The sequence below is a fragment of the Pseudoalteromonas sp. PSi26 genome (assembly GCF_054960575.1).
Map to the genome: position 1 here is coordinate 169597 of NZ_JBHNYT010000001.1, position 16869 is coordinate 186465.

Consider the following 16869-nt stretch of genomic DNA (forward strand, 5'->3'; position numbering starts at 1 on the left):
AATTGTGGGTTATCGTATAAACAAAGTTGAATGGGATCGACAAAAAAATGAGTTACAACAAATAAGGGAGCGAGTTTTTGTTTATGAGCTACACATACCTAAACGTATTGAATTTGATAACCACGATAAATTAGCTCTGCATGTACTTGTAACAGACGATAGCTGTTGTCCTGTAGCTACTGCACGATTATGTGAGGACGGCTTAATTAGTCGCTTAGCCGTACTGCCTGATCACAGAAACCGAAAAGTATATTGTTCATTACTCAATTACATTTTTGATTTGGCTACAGAGCAAGGCATTGAATCTATCAGTGTTAATTGTGTATTACACGAAGTTGAACGCTTTATACGTAATGGCTTTATAAAACAAGGTAATGTGTTTATGGAGGCAGGTATACCAAGGCAAAGACTTAAATGCCCAGTTAGGTGTGCTGATACAACACCTTTCACATTAGTTCATTAATTGAGTTGTAAGGGTAATCAAAAATTGATTACCCTTTTCGGATTATTTTGGCTCGTATGCCCACAATTTATCGTTATCGTATAACTCGTATAGACCATGTGCTCTTTTCACTAATAGGTTAGCAAAGTCTGCCTGTGTTTTATCTCGTGCGCCCGCACTCATTATCTGATCTGCTTTTAACTGCCATTGCAATGAAAAATAACGCATGGCATCACGCGCGTCTGACGCTGCACCCACTTCAGCATGGTCTGTTGGTAATTGCCCAGTAACAACCCAATACGTTTTTCCGTTTTGCGCTTTAAATTTCCACATGGCGCATATAGGGGCTAAAAAGCGGCTGTCTTGATCAACTACAGATTTAGGCATAATGCCTTTTTCTGCTAAATACTTTTGTGCAGTTTGAAAACATCCACGTTGCCATGCAACACGTTGTTGCTCAGCTAATGCTTGCTCTTCAGGTGTTAATTGTTTTTGTTGTTGTTCCATTGTAATGACCTTATTACTTCTTTTTAAACACTGTAAGGTCTTAGTAAATAAGGTGCAAGCATAAAACAGGCTGCTTGCACTTTAAAAACTCTGACTGCTTTGTTTTTATACAAATTGCTATTTTATATTATGGTCAAACGAACCAACATCCCCAGGGAACACAACTGGCGACTCAAAACCATCATGACTAACGGATGAAATACCAAAGAAATAATTGTCTATTACTACATTCTCAAGTGTGAAATCAGAAACATTACCAACGTATTTACTAAACTGCCATTGCGGCTCGCTTGTGTAACGCCAATATATTTTATAACCGGCAATTGTGTCATCATTACTTTTTTGCCACGAAAACGAAGTACTAGCCTTTACTGCGCCAGTAATTTTAACGTCTTTAGGAGGGGCTGGAGCCCAAGCCATAGATGCCATAGTTACCGCATTGAGTGATGTTAGTTTAGCTGCATAATCAAAATCAACCCCGTCAATCGTATCGCCATATGTAATGCCATTTTCTGTGCGTAGGTCTTGGTGTTGACGATCATAATGCTCGTTTGTTTCCATTATGCGCACTGCTGCAAACCCAGCATCGTTAAATGGACGATGGTGCCCGCCTCGTGCAAACCTGTCTAGCCTGTAAACAAGCATTGTATCAAGGTTGGGGATGTACCTATCTGCAACAGTATCAATATAACGGGCTAAATTTCTACTTGCAGAGTCAACCTCACCACCCGTAAATCGACGAGTACGAGCCTGTGCTTTTGTTTCAACAACACGTGTACCTTCTGAAAAAATACGTGCGGTTGTGTTGTCAGTCACTCCATTTATACCGGTAATATTGCCAATCATGTCATTATTTAAAACACCATGTACTTGCCAGTTATTCTTTTGAGCGTGCGCGGTTAAAATTTTACCGCCAAATAACCCCTGCTCTTCCCCTGATAACGCAGCGTAAACCACAGAGCCATTAAATTTATATTTACTCAGTACGCGTGCCGCTTCAATAACACCAGCGACACCCGATGCATTATCATTAGCGCCAGGAGAGTCACTAGTAAAATCCATTACATCGCTTACACGTGAGTCTATATCACCCGACATCATCACCATTCTATTTGGTTCAGTACTGCCGCGCTGAATAGCAACAATATTTACCACCTCAACAGGATCAGGTATACGTTTTTCGCCTGAAATAGTGTCTGATACCTCAATAATCTCTAGGCAACCACCACATTTTGCGGATATTTTTTCAAACTCAGCTTTAATCCAACGTCGAGCAGCACCAATACCTCGATTGTCAGATTTAGTCTCTGAAAGTGTATGACGTGTACCAAAGTCCACCAGCGTTTGAATATCGCTGCCAATTCGCTCTGCTGACACACTTGCCGCAATATCATGCAGATCTTGTTGATCTTTATATTGCATATCAGCCGCAATAACGCCACTTGATGCTGAGCAAGCAAACGCAAGCATGCTTAGCTTTAATAATTTAATTGATGGTTTAAGCATTTATGTAGCTCCTTATTTTTATTGGTTTACAATTACCTATGTATTTGTATATCGCAATTAATTTGAGGTAGATACGAAAATAAGCACGCTAAAGCGCAGAAAAGAATAGTACTAATTCGAGTTCAATATAAAAATAGTTACCAAAGTTATAAAGTAAGGTATCAGACCAAATATCCAAAGTTTTAACCCAAGCGTGTAATGCCTAAGCACTGTTGTATTCAACCTTGCACGAACTCTGCTTTTATAATCCACAGCGTTACCCAACGCTAAATGCATACCCCCTAAAATTAACGCTAAATAAAGTGTACTGAACACGATTAAATTATTTCTAACGGAATCAGTAAGTAATTTTACATAATCAAAACAAAAGAAAAGAGCAAATAAACCAATATAAATAGATAGCACCATACCGATTAGGACACTCGCCTTGCACCCCGTTTGCGTATTATTTGGGTCAACTTTTTTTAGCCATTGAGCACACACAAAATGTACAGCACAAATAAACGATCTCATCTTCTACCCTTGAATTAATGAGTAAGTTGGATATTGTTATAACCTATAAAACGGTCATGTAACCCCACACTTAATAACACTGCAGCAGAAAACATAAACAAAAGTATAAACACCACACAATTAACGGCTGCGCTTGTTTGCATACTAGTAGAAAAAAAATGTAAACATAAAGCCAAAACAACAGTGGATATTGCAAATTTGTTGAATACAAAATAGCTGGGTATTTCAAATGCCCACAACGACGCTTCATTTATAAATTGCCTGTAACCATAAAATACAAAGGCAATAGCACCAACTAAAGCAACGATGAAAATAATTAGCGTGATCTCTAAAGCCATATTTTTATAAATAAGCAAATAACCGAGTCGAACTGAGTAAATAAAAATAGCGAGCCAAATTAACAGCACAGGGCCTAAAATTAATCCCATTTTTCTCTCCTTGAATGTTTTAAATGATTTAACTTAAGCCAAAATACTACACGGTAAAGCAAATCAATAAACTTATAACCAAATAACTTAAGTAAACTTTTTATTTTCGTGCCAAACTAAGAAACTTAGACTCTGGATAATAGAGCGATCCCAAGCACCTATTGCCGGTAAATTCGCCTTGTTTTTATTAAAAATCCCAGACGAGTAAAATTTAATTATCATCATGATTTAACACGTTAGTAAATCACTCAATCAGAGTTCCGGTTAAGTAGTCAATTTAAAAAGTAAGAGTATGCGCCAGTTAAAAAATGAAACGTTAAAATGTAACCTTGTACAATTTAAGCAAACCACGCTTGGTCCTATCTATGTTTATGAAAACGCGCAATACCGTTGGTTAACACTTGACGAAAAACGTGAACAAGATGCTGTTATTCAGGGCGTAATGAGCAAAAGCAAATCAGAGCAAGTTTTGGTACCTGTAAATCAAAGCATGCTGCTGTTTTTATTAAAACCGGTAACCAATCTTAAAATGCTAAATTTAGGGTTGGGAACCGCGGGCGTAGAGCGAGTTATCTATTATCTTTTCAATAAAACAAAATTTTTAAATACTCTACACACCTTTAACACCGTTGAAATTAACCCAGATGTGGTTGAAATTGCACAAACACATTTTTATTTGCCAAAACCACACTCTGTATTTGTAGAGTCAGCAGAGCAATTTATTCAGCAATGTAAAATTAAATACGATGTGATCACCATCGACATATTCAGTGGAGAGTACCACCAACCATTTTTAAACAGCGCTCTTTTTTGGCAAAATATGACGCGCTGTTGCAATTCAAGCAGTCAAATAACACTCAACTTAAACCCTAAAACAGGTCAAGAGTTACAGCTGTTATTGGCCTTGTTAAGAAAGTACTTTAAAGCAATCGCACTTGTTGAATTTAATGAGTATAAAAACATTGTTATTGTTTTAAGCCCTAGCTCACTAAAACACATTAGCGTAGACAATATTCAAGATTCTGACGTTTTTAAACATCTTGCTCCTAATTTATATCAAGATATTAATCATATTTACCACATTGAATCTTTTTAATTAGCGACCGGGTTCATGCTTTTCATAGCAAGGCAAACTGGTTTCTAACTGTTCCCAATTCGCTTTTGATGTAACAAAATTATGAGATATAGGTTTTTCTGCAATATCTGAATCCAGTAAACCTAATCGAATACGAAAACGGCTTTTATCACTAGTATTTTCGCTATAAATAGGCGAACCACAGCAGGCACAAAAATACCGTGTTTTACCGGGTTTAAACGCGTATCCACTTAATGAGTCTTGCCCTTGAGTGATTAAAAACTCATCAGCGTTTACAAAACCATTTGTAGCAAACGCTGTTCCGCTATTTTTTCTACACAAAGAACAGTGACAGTGAATAATACTGGTAATATTGCCTGTAATTTTCACATTTACTTTTCCACACAAACAAGAGCCTAAATACATAACACTTCCTTATTAATTTCAAAAATAAGCACAGGCGTATGTTAACTATAAAGTTATTTGATATGAATAAGTTTTAGTTATTTACTGAGCGCGACTACAAAATTTATATAGCTTTTGCTTAAACTTAAGCGCGTTAAATTTTTTTGGTTTACAATAAATCAGTTATTGGTTATAAATAAACCGCAATTTGGTAATATAAAACTTAAGTCATTCAACAAAAAAATTATTACCAATAACCATTTTTTCCTGTTTATGCTATCAATAACAATTAAATAAAGAGCAAACAATGCGCTATAAAAACGTTCTTCTGCCAATGTGGTTAATCACGTTAGTAGCATGCAGCCAAAATCACCAACACCCTTCCACAAATCTATGGCTGTTAATCGATAATTTTGAAACGCAAACGCTAACATGGCAAAAAGCTGATACAGACAATCAAACCAATCCATACATAGCCAACCCACAAGTGACAAAAATTTCACGAGAGGCTGAATCCTCAAATCATTACTTATTAAAAAAACCAGCCGCCGAAGGCATTATTGGTAATCGAAAAGCACTCAGTTTTACTAAGCTACCAAAAGTAGTTGAAGTGGGAGAAACCTATACATTTTTTACGCGCATAAATGTAGAAACGTTTCCTAACAATCACGCTTTTGGCTTAAGTAACTTACAGCCCAATGAAATTAAAAAGCATGGTTACAATGCGTTTGAACCTACCTTACGTGTAACAGACAAAGCCGAGTCGAATGGATTTAAAAACGATGGCGCTTTAATGGTCAAAACAGATAAAGGTTACAGCAACATTCAAAACTACAACGCCGCCAAATCAGCAAAGCCCCTTAACACAAATCAATGGTACAGCATCTGGTATGTAGTGAATAACGCGCCTACAAAAATGCAAGGCCAACAATATAATGTGTATGTTCAAGGCGGTGAGTTTACAACACAAACACTCGTGTATAAAAATGCAAAATTTAGAATGAAACGTGAACAACCACTTATTTACTTTTTGGCAAACGCAAATACTGGTCCGGCTAAAAAGCCCTATGGTAACGGCGGTTTAAAATACGACGACTTATATATGAGCCGAGGCATCAATCTTTCAAACCCTGTTAGATAAAAAGCCTGTATAAGTAATAACTAACCTGAATTTTAGATATAGAATCTCTCAACTAAAGCTCATGTTAGTTAATACAAAACTGCATTTAAAAATACTTAAATGGTATGATACTTCACATTATTTGCTATTTAAGTTTTTAAAATGTATCGACTCTTTGAAAGAATGACCAACGCATTTCCTGAGGAAAAACCCATTCAGCCGCCTTCTACTTTATTTGCGTTTTGCCGCCATTACACCAAGGGCATGGAACTCTCGTTAGTGCTTATGTCGATAAGTGCTGCGCTGTTAGCTATTTTAGAAGTATCGTTGTTTAGTTATATGGGCCAATTGGTTGATTGGCTAAGTACCCATACCCCACAAACCCTATTTGTAGAGCAAAAAACTGAGCTGATAAAAATGGCTGTTATGCTGTTAGTCGTTTTGCCTATTGTGGTGTTTTTTCACGCCGCTATTTTGCATCAAGCCTTATTGGGTAATTACCCTATGTCGATTCGCTGGTCAGCGCATCGTTATTTACTACGCCAAAGTGTAAGCTTTTATCAAAATGAATTTGCAGGGCGCATTGCTACCAAAGTAATGCAAACGTCTTTAGCTGTTCGCGAGGCGGTAATGAAACTGCTTGATGTACTTATGTACATAGTGGTTTATTTTGGCGCTATGGTGTTTTTAGTTGCTGAAGCTGATTGGCGCTTGATGATCCCTTTGCTTGTATGGCTTGCTTTGTATGCTTCAATACAGGTTTACTTTGTGCCTAAACTTAAAAAAATTGCCAGCTCACAAGCCGATGCGCGATCAGAAATGACGGGCCGTATTGTTGATAGCTACACTAACATTTCAACTATTAAACTTTTTTCGTACACCCAACGCGAAGAGCAGTACGCCAAGCAAAGCATGGATGTATTTTTACAACCCGTATATAAACAAATGCGCTTAGTAACCAGCCTTAACTTTGCTATTAATACGCTTAACTATTTGTTGGTATTTAGTGTTGCCGCATTATCGCTTTATTTATGGTCAATGAGTGCAATTAGTGCTGGCGCTATAGCCGTTGCAGTTAGTTTATCGCTTAGGTTAAACGGTATGGCGCAGTGGATCATGTGGGAAATAAGCAGCCTGTTTGAAAATATTGGCACCGCAACCGATGGTATGAAAACATTATCAAACCCAATAAAAGTAGACGATAAACCAAACGCAAACACCCTTGAAGTAACCCAAGGCAGTATTGAGTTTAAAGATATACATTTTAATTATGGCAAAGCCGCCAACGAAACTAACCGTGGCCCGGTAATGAATGGGTTAAATCTTAATATTAAACCCGGTGAAAAAATAGGTTTAGTTGGCCGCTCTGGCGCAGGTAAATCAACGCTTGTTAACCTACTGCTGCGCTTTTATGATACCGACTCTGGCACAATTAAGATTGACGGGCAAAATATTACTGACGTAAGCCAAGAAAGTCTTCGCCGCTATATTGCTATGGTAACGCAAGACACTTCTCTGCTTCACCGCTCTGTTAAAGATAATATTTTATACGGTCGCCCCGACGCGACCGAAGCTGAAATGTTAAACGCCGCAAAACAAGCTAAAGCGCTCGATTTTATTAGCGATTTAGAAGACTCAAAAGGCAATAAAGGGTTTGAGGCACAGGTTGGCGAACGTGGTGTAACTTTATCAGGCGGTCAACGCCAACGTATTGCCATTGCACGTGTGTTGCTTAAAAATGCCCCTATTCTTATTTTAGACGAAGCGACCAGCGCACTTGATTCAGAAGTTGAAGCGGCTATTCAAGCAAGCCTTGATGATTTAATGACAGGAAAAACGGTTATCGCTATAGCGCATAGGCTGTCTACCATTGCACAAATGGATAGACTCATCGTGTTAGATAATGGTGACGTCGTTGAGCAAGGCTCACACGATGAACTCATTGCACAAGGGGGCATATATGCAGGCCTTTGGGCTCATCAAACAGGTGGATTTATTGGGGTAGAATAACACTTAATACAAAAAACCGACGTAGTAGTACTAACACTAAAACGTCGGTTTTTATTTATTAAGCTACTAAACGAAAACCTATTAGTACCAACATCACAATGTTGGCAATAAAGCTAATTAAAAAGAAATACGTACGCGGGCTTGGGTTTTTCTCTGTTGCAATAACATAGTATAAAATCATGTGAATTAAACGCGCAACGACATACACCCACACACACATTGCAAAAATTGCGCTTTGGTAATTAATTACAAATGCAAATAACACCGTGCCTATAAATAATGCGCTGTTTTCTAATGTATTTTGAAACGTACGGTGCGCTCTAAATATAAAGCTATCGTGCGATAAATCGTCGCTAATTTTACCCGGCACTGCACCGGGCTCCTTGGCTTTGCTAAAGGTCGCAACACCCCACTGCACCACCAGCATAATTAAGTAAAAATAAAATCCCAAATAAGCAGATAAAGACACGTCATTCATTGTTAAATCCTTTATTTTAAAACTAAGTAATTAAAGCTGCATTACTTGTGCAAATTAAATACCAAATAAAAGCTCTATCTATTCAGTAGCTTGCAATATGTTGGAAATTACTTTTGTAATAACTACATATTACCAAGTGCCATTTTACAACGGGCTTTTTAAGTTCTGAGGTTTAAAGTAATACACACAACGCCATGGTCAGTGGTTAAGTCGTCTCGCTCATATTCGGGGTTAATTAAATGCCTGTCGTACGTATTATGGTTACTTACTTCAAAAAAACTATCATCGTAGCTTGGGTCAAACTCGCACGACAGTAAAATATAATCAAGCACTGAGCTGCTTGTACCAAAGTAGTGAGTTGCTTTACGTGTTAGTGGTGCTGTTTGAGCAGTGTTTTCACCATCACTGTTACTCGCTTGCTGAGCATCATCAGCAGTAATTACTAGTTTTTCAAATAATGCCCACGAATCATACAAACAGTACTTAGCTAGGTAGGCTTTGGCATCCATTGCGGGCGCAAACCTTAATGTATTGGTTAGCAGGTGGTTAAGTACACCATCAGCAAGGTCGTTGTTAAAATCGCCCATTAATACCATGGGGTTTTGAGTCGCTTCTCGTCGGGTGATCATTTGTATCATGAGTAAAGTCGCTTCGCTGCCGCGTTGAATTGTTGAGCCCCAACTCCCTGCTACATTCGCTTTTAAAATATCGACAATGTTTTGCTCGGCTGTGACCGCTTTATTGTGCTCGTCTACCTCAAGCATGCCCCGCTTAGATTTAAAGTGTACAACATAGCAATCTGTATCTCCTAAGTGAGGTAACGTAACTGTGGCCCTGAGTACCTTACGACTAAATGAAAACGACTGTGTTAAACCAAGTGAGCATGCTAGTTCCTCATCATGCTCTACCGCTATTACATCAACAATCGGGTATTTAGAGGCAATACCAACAACAGGGTGCTTAAAAATAAAATCATCTATAACATGGGGTTTATCAACTACAGCAAAATGGTTATAACCTTGGTTTAGCATTAATTCTTTAAGTGACTCAATACTAAATATTTCCTGAAAACCAATTACATCGGGCTGCTGCTCGTTTATGTATTCGGTGATCCAGCGCTGTTTTCTTGCCCATTGCTCAGCGGTGTATATACGTTCAAATTCGTAGTAGGCGTTAGGTGGTTCAAGGTAGTTAAACAAATTAAAGGTCGCTATTTTAAGCTCGGTATTATTAATTACAGGCTCTGTGGGCAAGTTGACTGGGTCGTCGTTTATTTTATTTGGGTTATTGATAACTAAACACCTACATTTAATACTGCAACGATTATAACGCAGGAAGGCCGTATGTATAAGTCGTGAATTATTCTCATCTATAAATTTACTCCGTTTTTTTACGTTATACTCTTTGCCTAATTTATTAAATGTATTAGGTTTTATGAACTATTCACACTTTGGCAGCAAATTTACTCAACCCAATGGCATTACACAGCTAATGGAAGATCTTGGTAATGCTAAAAACAGTAACAACCCTAATTTAGTGATGCTTGGCGGAGGCAACCCCGCCTCTGTGCCACAAGTAAACACAGCGTTCATTAACGAGCTAAATCATTTAGTAAAAAATAATAAAATAGCGCAAATAATGGGCCTTTACGATGGCCCAACGGGTAACGATGAGTTTAGAGCAGCCCTTGCCAATCAGTTAACACAAGAATATGCGTGGAATTTAACAGCGAGCAATATTGCATTAGGAAATGGTAGCCAAGCTAACTTTTTTATTTTATTTAACCTATTTGCAGGCAAAATGGCTGATGGCAGCCATAAAAAAGTACTTTTTCCACTTGCGCCAGAATACGTAGGCTATGCCGACCAAGGTTTAACTGACGATATGTTTGTGGCCATTAAACCCGAAATAGAAATACTAAATACACCAAACGGCTCTAAACAGTTTAAATATGTAATTGATTTTGATGCGGCTAAGGCTGTACTTGCCAACGACAACAGCATAAGCGCATTATGTGTGTCGCGCCCTACCAACCCAACGGGTAACGTAATCACCGACGATGAAGTTCATCAACTAGACTTACTCGCAAAGCAATACAATATCCCACTTATTATTGATAACGCCTATGGCGACCCATTCCCTGGCTGTATTTATACCGATGCAAACCTAACCTGGAACTCAAACATTATATTGTGTATGTCACTTTCAAAACTGGGCTTGCCAGGCCTGCGCACCGGTATAGTGGTTGCCAATAACGAGATAATTAAAGCAATTAGCCGCGTTAATGGCGCTATGGTGTTATCACCTAATAGTTTTGGGCCAAGCATAGTCACCCGCTTAATCAAAGACAATGAACTACTGCCTCTGTGTAAAAATACCATTTTGCCTTTTTATAAAAATAAAGCACAGGTCGCTGTTAGCCTATTTGATGAAATATTTGCTGACTTACCGGTTTATATACATAAGGTAGAAGGCGCATTTTTTATGTGGCTATGGTTTAAAGATTTAAAAATAACTAGCGAACAGCTTTACCAAAAACTTAAAAAACAAGATGTGTATATAATTCCTGGCCACAACTTTTTTATAGGTATTGAAGATAGCTGGGAGCACAAACATCAATGCGTGCGTATTAATTACGCCACCGATGAAGCAACGCTCAAAAAAGGCCTAGAAGCAATTAAAACACTCATAATGTAAATACACATACAGTGTCATTATGAGTTTAATTGATGGCCTCATACTCGTTTAAAGTTTATGCAAACGCGTTCTATCCCCTTTAAATTTATATATAAATTGGTATCCTACTCGACCTTTTTTAGCATATGCTTACATAAAAGCACCCGTAAATAAGCGTCTTTAGCTGCACCGCACTTATTTTAAGTTGCGGCAATACACAACAGGCTTCGCGTATAATTATTGGTTTTAAACGTTAGGTGTAACTTTAAATAGCAACATGCAATAACACTATTAAGGTAAATTATGCGATTAGGTCCAGGATTACTCGTCACTGCTGCCTTTATTGGGCCAGGTACAATCACCACAGCCAGTGTGGCAGGCGCAAACTTTGGTTTTGCGCTTATTTGGACATTACTATTTTCAGTTATTGCCACTATATTACTGCAATCAATGGCGGCACGCCTTGGCGTTGCAACAGGCCAAGACTTAGCGCAAGCACTTAGGGCAAATATTCAAACCCCGCTATTTAAATCGTTAGCCATATTTTTGGTGATCAGCGCCATAGGTGTTGGCAGTGCAGCATACGAAGCGGGTAATTTAAGTGGCGCGAGTATGGGATTAATTGGCATATTTCCAAACGTTAATCCACAAATATGGACCCCTCTAATTGCTTTTTTAAGTGCTGGTTTACTTTATAGCGGCAAACATAAAGTGGTAGAAAACGCACTTATAGTATTAGTGATTTTAATGAGCTTGGTGTTTATATCTACATTGATCATGGCTTCACCATCACTGGGTGATATATTGTCAGGCTTTACGCCAAGCTTGCCTGAAGGCTCAATAACAACTGTTTTAGCGTTGGTTGGTACAACCATAGTGCCGTACAACCTATTTTTGCACTCTGGTGTTTTAGCAGCTAAGCACGACAGCAAAAGTGACTTACAAAAAGTAATTAAGCAAACCAATGTTGATACTGGCCTTTCAATTACTTTGGGCGGTGTAATCACATTAGCTATTTTATCTACCGCGTCGGTCGCTTTTTATGGAACAAACGCAGGGCAAATTAGCGCAGCAAACATGGCAGTACAACTAGAGCCCTTGCTCGGTGATGCAGCCCATTACTTTTTTGCTATAGGGTTGTTTGCCGCAGGGCTAACTAGCGCAATAACCGCGCCGCTTGCTGGGGCTTATGCCGTATGTGGTATGTTAGGTTGGTCAAATGATATGGCAAGCACTCGCTTTAAAAGCGTTGCTATTATCATCTTATTATTTGGTGCTGCGGTAGCATCTCTTGGGTTAGACCCTGTCGCGGTTATAATATTTGCCCAAGCGGCTAATGGTTTATTACTTCCTGTTATCACTATTTACTTAGTGTGGTTAGTAAATCAAAAATCAGTCATGGGGAAATTTACCAACTCGTTTATTTTAAACCTAGTTACTCTACCTGTGTTAATGCTTATTTTTGGCTTAAGTAGTTACAAACTCATTGGTTTAATTTTTTAATAAAGTATAAAAAGGGTTTTAAAAAGCCGCTGTTTACATTAAACAGCGGCTTTAGCTAAGTAACTAACCTTAAAAAACACTTAGTTTAACTTTGTGTTTTCAACTACTTTGATTAGTTGTGCAAATGCGTAACCGCCAATAGCGCCTGCAACCAACTGTAAATAAAAACCCCACCCTCTTGCGCCAGCAATAATGGTTATATTCATAATAGACTCAATCGCAATGAGCGCCGCCGCAAAGGCGGCTATACCCGCTAAAACAAACAGCCCAGTACTATGTGCTTTTAATTTTTTATTAATAAACCAAGTCACTAAAAAAGCAATAGTGAGTGCAAAAGCAATAATAGCGCCATAAGTAGGAAATAAACCTAACCAATCGTCGAGTGTTAAATTAACACGGTCAGCAAACTCTACCACTACACCTACATTAACTAATTGATTGACAACGTATTGACTATGAAACAAGCTAGCAAGCGTAAACGTTAGTAACCAAGCAACTAAAAATGAAGGGAGTATGCGTGTTAAAAACAACATGGTTTTCTCAATTTAAACTAAATAATTTTTCATACAGTAACAAAGGCTTGCGCGGTAAACAATGCATCTCGCTTTTTATACTATTCCTGCTCTTCTCGTTTAACGTCAATGCAAACAATGCATTACCTAAAAAACAATATACAACGCAAACACTCGCTACACAGCTAAACTCGCCTTGGAGTATGGTGCAACTGCCCGATGGTACATGGTTAATAACCGAACGCGACGGCCACGTAGTGGTTATTAAAAATAACGAGCAAAGTAGAATAAAATTACCACTTGAAGGTTTATACGTTGCAGGTCAAGGTGGTTTACTTGATATAGTACTCACACCGAATTTTGCTAAGTCCAAAGAAATTATTTTTACCTACGCCCAAGGCGATCTTGATGCAAACAGGCTCGTAATAGCTAAAGCCACCTTCAACGGTACACGTTTTACAACGCCAACCATCATTTACAACGTAGCCACAGATAAAGACACACCACAACATTACTCTGGTCGCGCCCTTATTCTCCCTGATAACACTTTACTGTTTTCAAGTGGCGATGGTTTTGACTACCGAGAGCAAGCACAAGTAGTAACCAGCCAGCTAGGCAAAACACTGCGCATTACAGCCAATGGCAAAACACCCAAAAATAACCCTTTTATTGACCACAAAAACTCAACAGCTCATGCGGTGTATTCGTATGGGCACCGTAACCTTCAAGGTTTAGTGTACGACTATGACACACAACAAATTGTAAGCCACGAACACGGACCCGCAGGTGGCGACGAGCTAAACTACTTAACGGCTGGAAATAATTACGGGTGGCCAGTCATTACAAACGGTGACGATTACTCGCAAGCGCGCATATCTCCATTTAGAGACTACCCGGGCATGCAAAAACCAAGCGTAGATTGGACGCCATCAATCGCCCCATCGGGTATGGCGTATTATGGCTCTAAACACGCCGCATTCCCTTCGCTTCAAAAACATGTGCTCATTACCACGCTTGTAGATAAAAAACTCTACAGCGTTAATTTAGCGAATGGTAAATTCACCCAGTCGCATGTATTTCCAGAAGCAACGGGACGATTAAGAGATGTATTTGTAACTACGCAAGGTAATGTAGCCATATTAACTGATGGGAAAGATGCTAAGCTGATGTTGTTTAAAGCCAATTAATTCACAAAGAGGATTTGAGGCGCTTCGCTTTTAGAGAAATATAATGGGTTATATTAGGACGCTTTTGCTATTTGCAGTTTGATGTCTGAAGTCAAGATTTGACCCCTTTATTTCTCCACTGTTATACGGCAGATTAAGCTTGGTTATACTAGCGAAGAATGAGCGCCAGCCAAGTATTAATGCGTCCATTCCATAAACAGCTTGTTATATTTTATTTGCTGCGCACTTTGTCTTTAAAAATGTTTTCAACATGCTCTACAGCACGTTTTATTTTTAATGAAAATTCATCATCTTCAGAGATATAGTACACAATTTTATCGTTTTCTATTTTGCGCTCTGCACTATTATCCACGGTTGCACCTGGACCAGCATATGCACCATTCATCCAGAAATGAAGCCAGATACCACCTCTTAATTTTCCAATAATATCTCTTATTTCATTGAAACTTTCAGCTGCGGCATTACCCCAAATAACCTTAGATTCAAGTTTTATAGTTTGTAGTTCAGCCCATTTATTCTCTAGAACGATGAAGCGATCTGAATATATTTGTTGTTCGGCTTCTAGCCGACGACCAGCTTCAACTTCTTCTTTTGGAAGGTGTAACATAGGATTTCGTACACCTTGGATGGCTTGTTCAACTTCATATGTAAGTAATATAGCTTTCTTAGCTACTTCATATTCACTTGTGCCTTTCAATTGTCTACGCCAAGTGGTTAATCCGATTATCCCAATAACAATCGCTGAAATTGTTCCAATAATCGTAAACACATCCTTAGTTATTGCCCAGTCAATTTTTGAAATAGTTAGACAAATACTCACAGTTTCTCCATAAAATATAACGCCCGCCTAACACGCAATGTGTTGGCATAGCTTTTTGCGTTGTTTGCCAAAAACATGACAACGTAACATTGTCGGAGTTTAGGCGCTTGTTATATAACCTTACTTTGTTTTATTTCTTGTTTCCATTAACGTGATACGAGCATTAACTTTTTTAATCGCATGAGCAACATAATAATAAAGAACAAAAAATGCTGATATACCTGTTATTAAAGCGGCTGGTATAGGCGGAATAGTTAGAGTAAGGATGAGCGCGATTGTGGAAATTCCAATGACAATAAGCCATGTGTGGGTTGCACTGAAAAGTTTTCGATTTTGTTGCTCGATAATTTTTATACTTTGATCTATATCCATAAACACAAACTCCTTGGGGTATATAACACCTACTTAAGCGGAAAAATATAGTTGGCTAAAATGTTGAACGGAGTGAAAACAGCCAACTGTATTTTCCGTTTGAAGTTCTTGTATGGATAATAACTCCATAAATTAATTATTATTCTAACCTAGTTCGGATAATGTGAGGCCCAAGCTTTGGCTGCAACCAAAGCCTTTTATACAGTAGTTCGATTGAGCGTAGGCTCCTCTATTGAGAGACCGGTAACAAGTTAGAACGCTGTATAAACTCCAAGCATTAAACTCGGATAGTCAACGGGGCCTCGAGCCCGAATAGCAAGGCAGAGTCAGCTTATTATGAATACAAACAATAATCAAAATGAAATTAACGTCGGTGTCGATACAGGTAAAACACAACTCGATATTTATATCAGGCCTTTAGACATTTATTTTACTGTAGAAAATAACCAAAGTGGCATTAAACACGCCATTCAAATCTTAAAAAAACACCCAGTAACGCGTGTTACTATTGAGGCGACTGGTCGTCTTGAACAGCCTTTTATTATAGCCTGCGCTGAGGCGAATATTCCCTTCGTTGTTGCTAATCCCGTGAACATAAAACGCTTCGCAGGCGCTATCGGACAAAAAGCTAAAACTGATAAACTTGATGCACAACTTATCGCTCACTTTGGTGAAGCAATTAAACCGCCTTTATCATCTTTAAAGCCAGAGCAAATGCGCTTGATGAGTGATTTACTCTCGAGAAGACGCCAGTTAATGGATATGCAAACGATGGAGAAAAATCGTTCTCAAATAATGCCAAAAACACTATCATCACTCATAAAACCTATCTTAACTGCACTGAAAAACAAATTAGATAAAGTCGATTTAAAACTTCAAAAACTGATTGAGGAATGTGACGAATACAAAGCAAAAAATGCCATTATCCAAAGTGTGCCTGGTGTTGGCAATGTGGTCGCATTTAACTTGCTTAGTGATATGCCTGAGTTAGGTTATGTGAACAACAAAGAGGCAGCTTCTTTAGTGGGTGTAGCCCCATTTAATCGTGAAAGTGGTGTGTATCAAGGTAAGCGAATGACACGCGGCGGCCGACCTAAAATTAGAACTGCCATGTATATGGCAATGATGTCAGCCATTCAGTGCAATTCTAAATTTAAAGACCTTTATCAACGGATGGTCAAAGCAGGAAAGCCTAAAAAAGTAGCTATAATTGCGTGCATACGAAAGCTGGTAGAAATCATAAATTCAATGGTGCGAGATGGTGTCATGTGGGATCCTAAATTGGTTTAAAATTAGGAATTGACACCATAGTCAC

17 protein-coding genes are annotated in these 16869 nt (G+C 38.5%); 8 read left to right on the forward strand and 9 right to left on the reverse strand.

Going from position 1 to position 16869, the window contains the following annotated elements; all coding sequences use genetic code 11:
• Positions 1-4: 4 nt before the first annotated feature.
• Complete coding sequence (locus ACFI34_RS00815) at positions 5-463, forward strand: GNAT family N-acetyltransferase (protein ID WP_462672046.1); 459 nt, start codon at positions 5-7, stop codon at positions 461-463.
• A 42-nt stretch (positions 464-505) separates the two neighbouring features.
• Here the strand turns inward: ACFI34_RS00815 and ACFI34_RS00820 are convergent, their stop codons facing one another.
• From ACFI34_RS00820 to ACFI34_RS00830, 3 genes are all read right to left on the reverse strand, one after another.
• Complete coding sequence (locus tag ACFI34_RS00820) at positions 506-949, reverse strand: DUF4826 family protein (RefSeq protein WP_462672047.1); 444 nt, start codon at positions 947-949, stop codon at positions 506-508.
• A gap of 117 nt (positions 950-1066) precedes the next feature.
• On the reverse strand, positions 1067-2455 hold the full coding sequence (locus tag ACFI34_RS00825; protein WP_462672048.1) for a M28 family peptidase: 1389 nt from the start codon (positions 2453-2455) through the stop codon (positions 1067-1069).
• 527 nt (positions 2456-2982) lie between these two features.
• Positions 2983-3396, reverse strand: coding sequence for a hypothetical protein (locus ACFI34_RS00830; protein WP_462672049.1), 414 nt, complete (start codon positions 3394-3396; stop codon positions 2983-2985).
• A gap of 292 nt (positions 3397-3688) precedes the next feature.
• Here ACFI34_RS00830 and ACFI34_RS00835 point away from each other — a divergent pair, with 292 nt between their 5' ends.
• On the forward strand, positions 3689-4492 hold the full coding sequence (locus ACFI34_RS00835; RefSeq protein WP_462672050.1) for a polyamine aminopropyltransferase: 804 nt from the start codon (positions 3689-3691) through the stop codon (positions 4490-4492).
• Here the strand turns inward: ACFI34_RS00835 and ACFI34_RS00840 are convergent, their stop codons facing one another.
• Positions 4493-4897 carry a GFA family protein gene (locus tag ACFI34_RS00840; protein ID WP_462672051.1) on the reverse strand — a complete coding sequence of 135 codons (405 nt, stop codon included), beginning with the start codon at positions 4895-4897 and terminating at the stop codon, positions 4493-4495.
• Between the two features lie 286 nt (positions 4898-5183).
• On the opposite strand from ACFI34_RS00840, the gene ACFI34_RS00845 reads away from it, so the two are divergent.
• Positions 5184-6017: a hypothetical protein gene (locus tag ACFI34_RS00845; protein WP_462672052.1), complete on the forward strand. Its 834-nt coding sequence runs from the start codon at positions 5184-5186 to the stop codon at positions 6015-6017.
• Between the two features lie 141 nt (positions 6018-6158).
• Positions 6159-8006: an ABC transporter ATP-binding protein gene (locus ACFI34_RS00850; protein WP_462672053.1), complete on the forward strand. Its 1848-nt coding sequence runs from the start codon at positions 6159-6161 to the stop codon at positions 8004-8006.
• 58 nt (positions 8007-8064) lie between these two features.
• Here the strand turns inward: ACFI34_RS00850 and ACFI34_RS00855 are convergent, their stop codons facing one another.
• Positions 8065-8484, reverse strand: coding sequence for an MAPEG family protein (locus ACFI34_RS00855; protein WP_243530687.1), 420 nt, complete (start codon positions 8482-8484; stop codon positions 8065-8067).
• Between the two features lie 158 nt (positions 8485-8642).
• Positions 8643-9683, reverse strand: a complete 1041-nt coding sequence (locus ACFI34_RS00860) for an endonuclease/exonuclease/phosphatase family protein (protein ID WP_462672199.1) — start codon at positions 9681-9683, stop codon at positions 8643-8645.
• Between the two features lie 235 nt (positions 9684-9918).
• On the opposite strand from ACFI34_RS00860, the gene ACFI34_RS00865 reads away from it, so the two are divergent.
• Positions 9919-11181, forward strand: a complete 1263-nt coding sequence (locus tag ACFI34_RS00865) for a valine--pyruvate transaminase (RefSeq protein WP_462672054.1) — start codon at positions 9919-9921, stop codon at positions 11179-11181.
• A 282-nt stretch (positions 11182-11463) separates the two neighbouring features.
• Entirely contained in the window at positions 11464-12663 is a 1200-nt protein-coding gene (locus ACFI34_RS00870; RefSeq protein WP_006792854.1) for an Nramp family divalent metal transporter, read from the forward strand.
• A gap of 80 nt (positions 12664-12743) precedes the next feature.
• Here the strand turns inward: ACFI34_RS00870 and ACFI34_RS00875 are convergent, their stop codons facing one another.
• Complete coding sequence (locus ACFI34_RS00875) at positions 12744-13196, reverse strand: hypothetical protein (protein ID WP_462672055.1); 453 nt, start codon at positions 13194-13196, stop codon at positions 12744-12746.
• Here ACFI34_RS00875 and ACFI34_RS00880 point away from each other — a divergent pair.
• Positions 13181-14362: a PQQ-dependent sugar dehydrogenase gene (locus tag ACFI34_RS00880; RefSeq protein ID WP_462672056.1), complete on the forward strand. Its 1182-nt coding sequence runs from the start codon at positions 13181-13183 to the stop codon at positions 14360-14362. The genes ACFI34_RS00875 and ACFI34_RS00880 overlap by 16 nt on opposite strands.
• Positions 14363-14573: 211 nt before the next feature.
• Here ACFI34_RS00880 and ACFI34_RS00885 read toward each other — a convergent pair whose 3' ends face one another.
• Positions 14574-15182, reverse strand: coding sequence for a hypothetical protein (locus ACFI34_RS00885; protein WP_462672057.1), 609 nt, complete (start codon positions 15180-15182; stop codon positions 14574-14576).
• 120 nt (positions 15183-15302) lie between these two features.
• Entirely contained in the window at positions 15303-15554 is a 252-nt protein-coding gene (locus ACFI34_RS00890; RefSeq protein WP_289107823.1) for a hypothetical protein, read from the reverse strand.
• Positions 15555-15890: 336 nt separating this feature from the next.
• Between ACFI34_RS00890 and ACFI34_RS00895 the strand changes: the two genes are divergently transcribed.
• Complete coding sequence (locus ACFI34_RS00895; RefSeq protein ID WP_462672058.1) at positions 15891-16844, forward strand: IS110 family RNA-guided transposase; 954 nt, start codon at positions 15891-15893, stop codon at positions 16842-16844.
• The last annotated feature ends 25 nt before the right edge of the window (positions 16845-16869 follow it).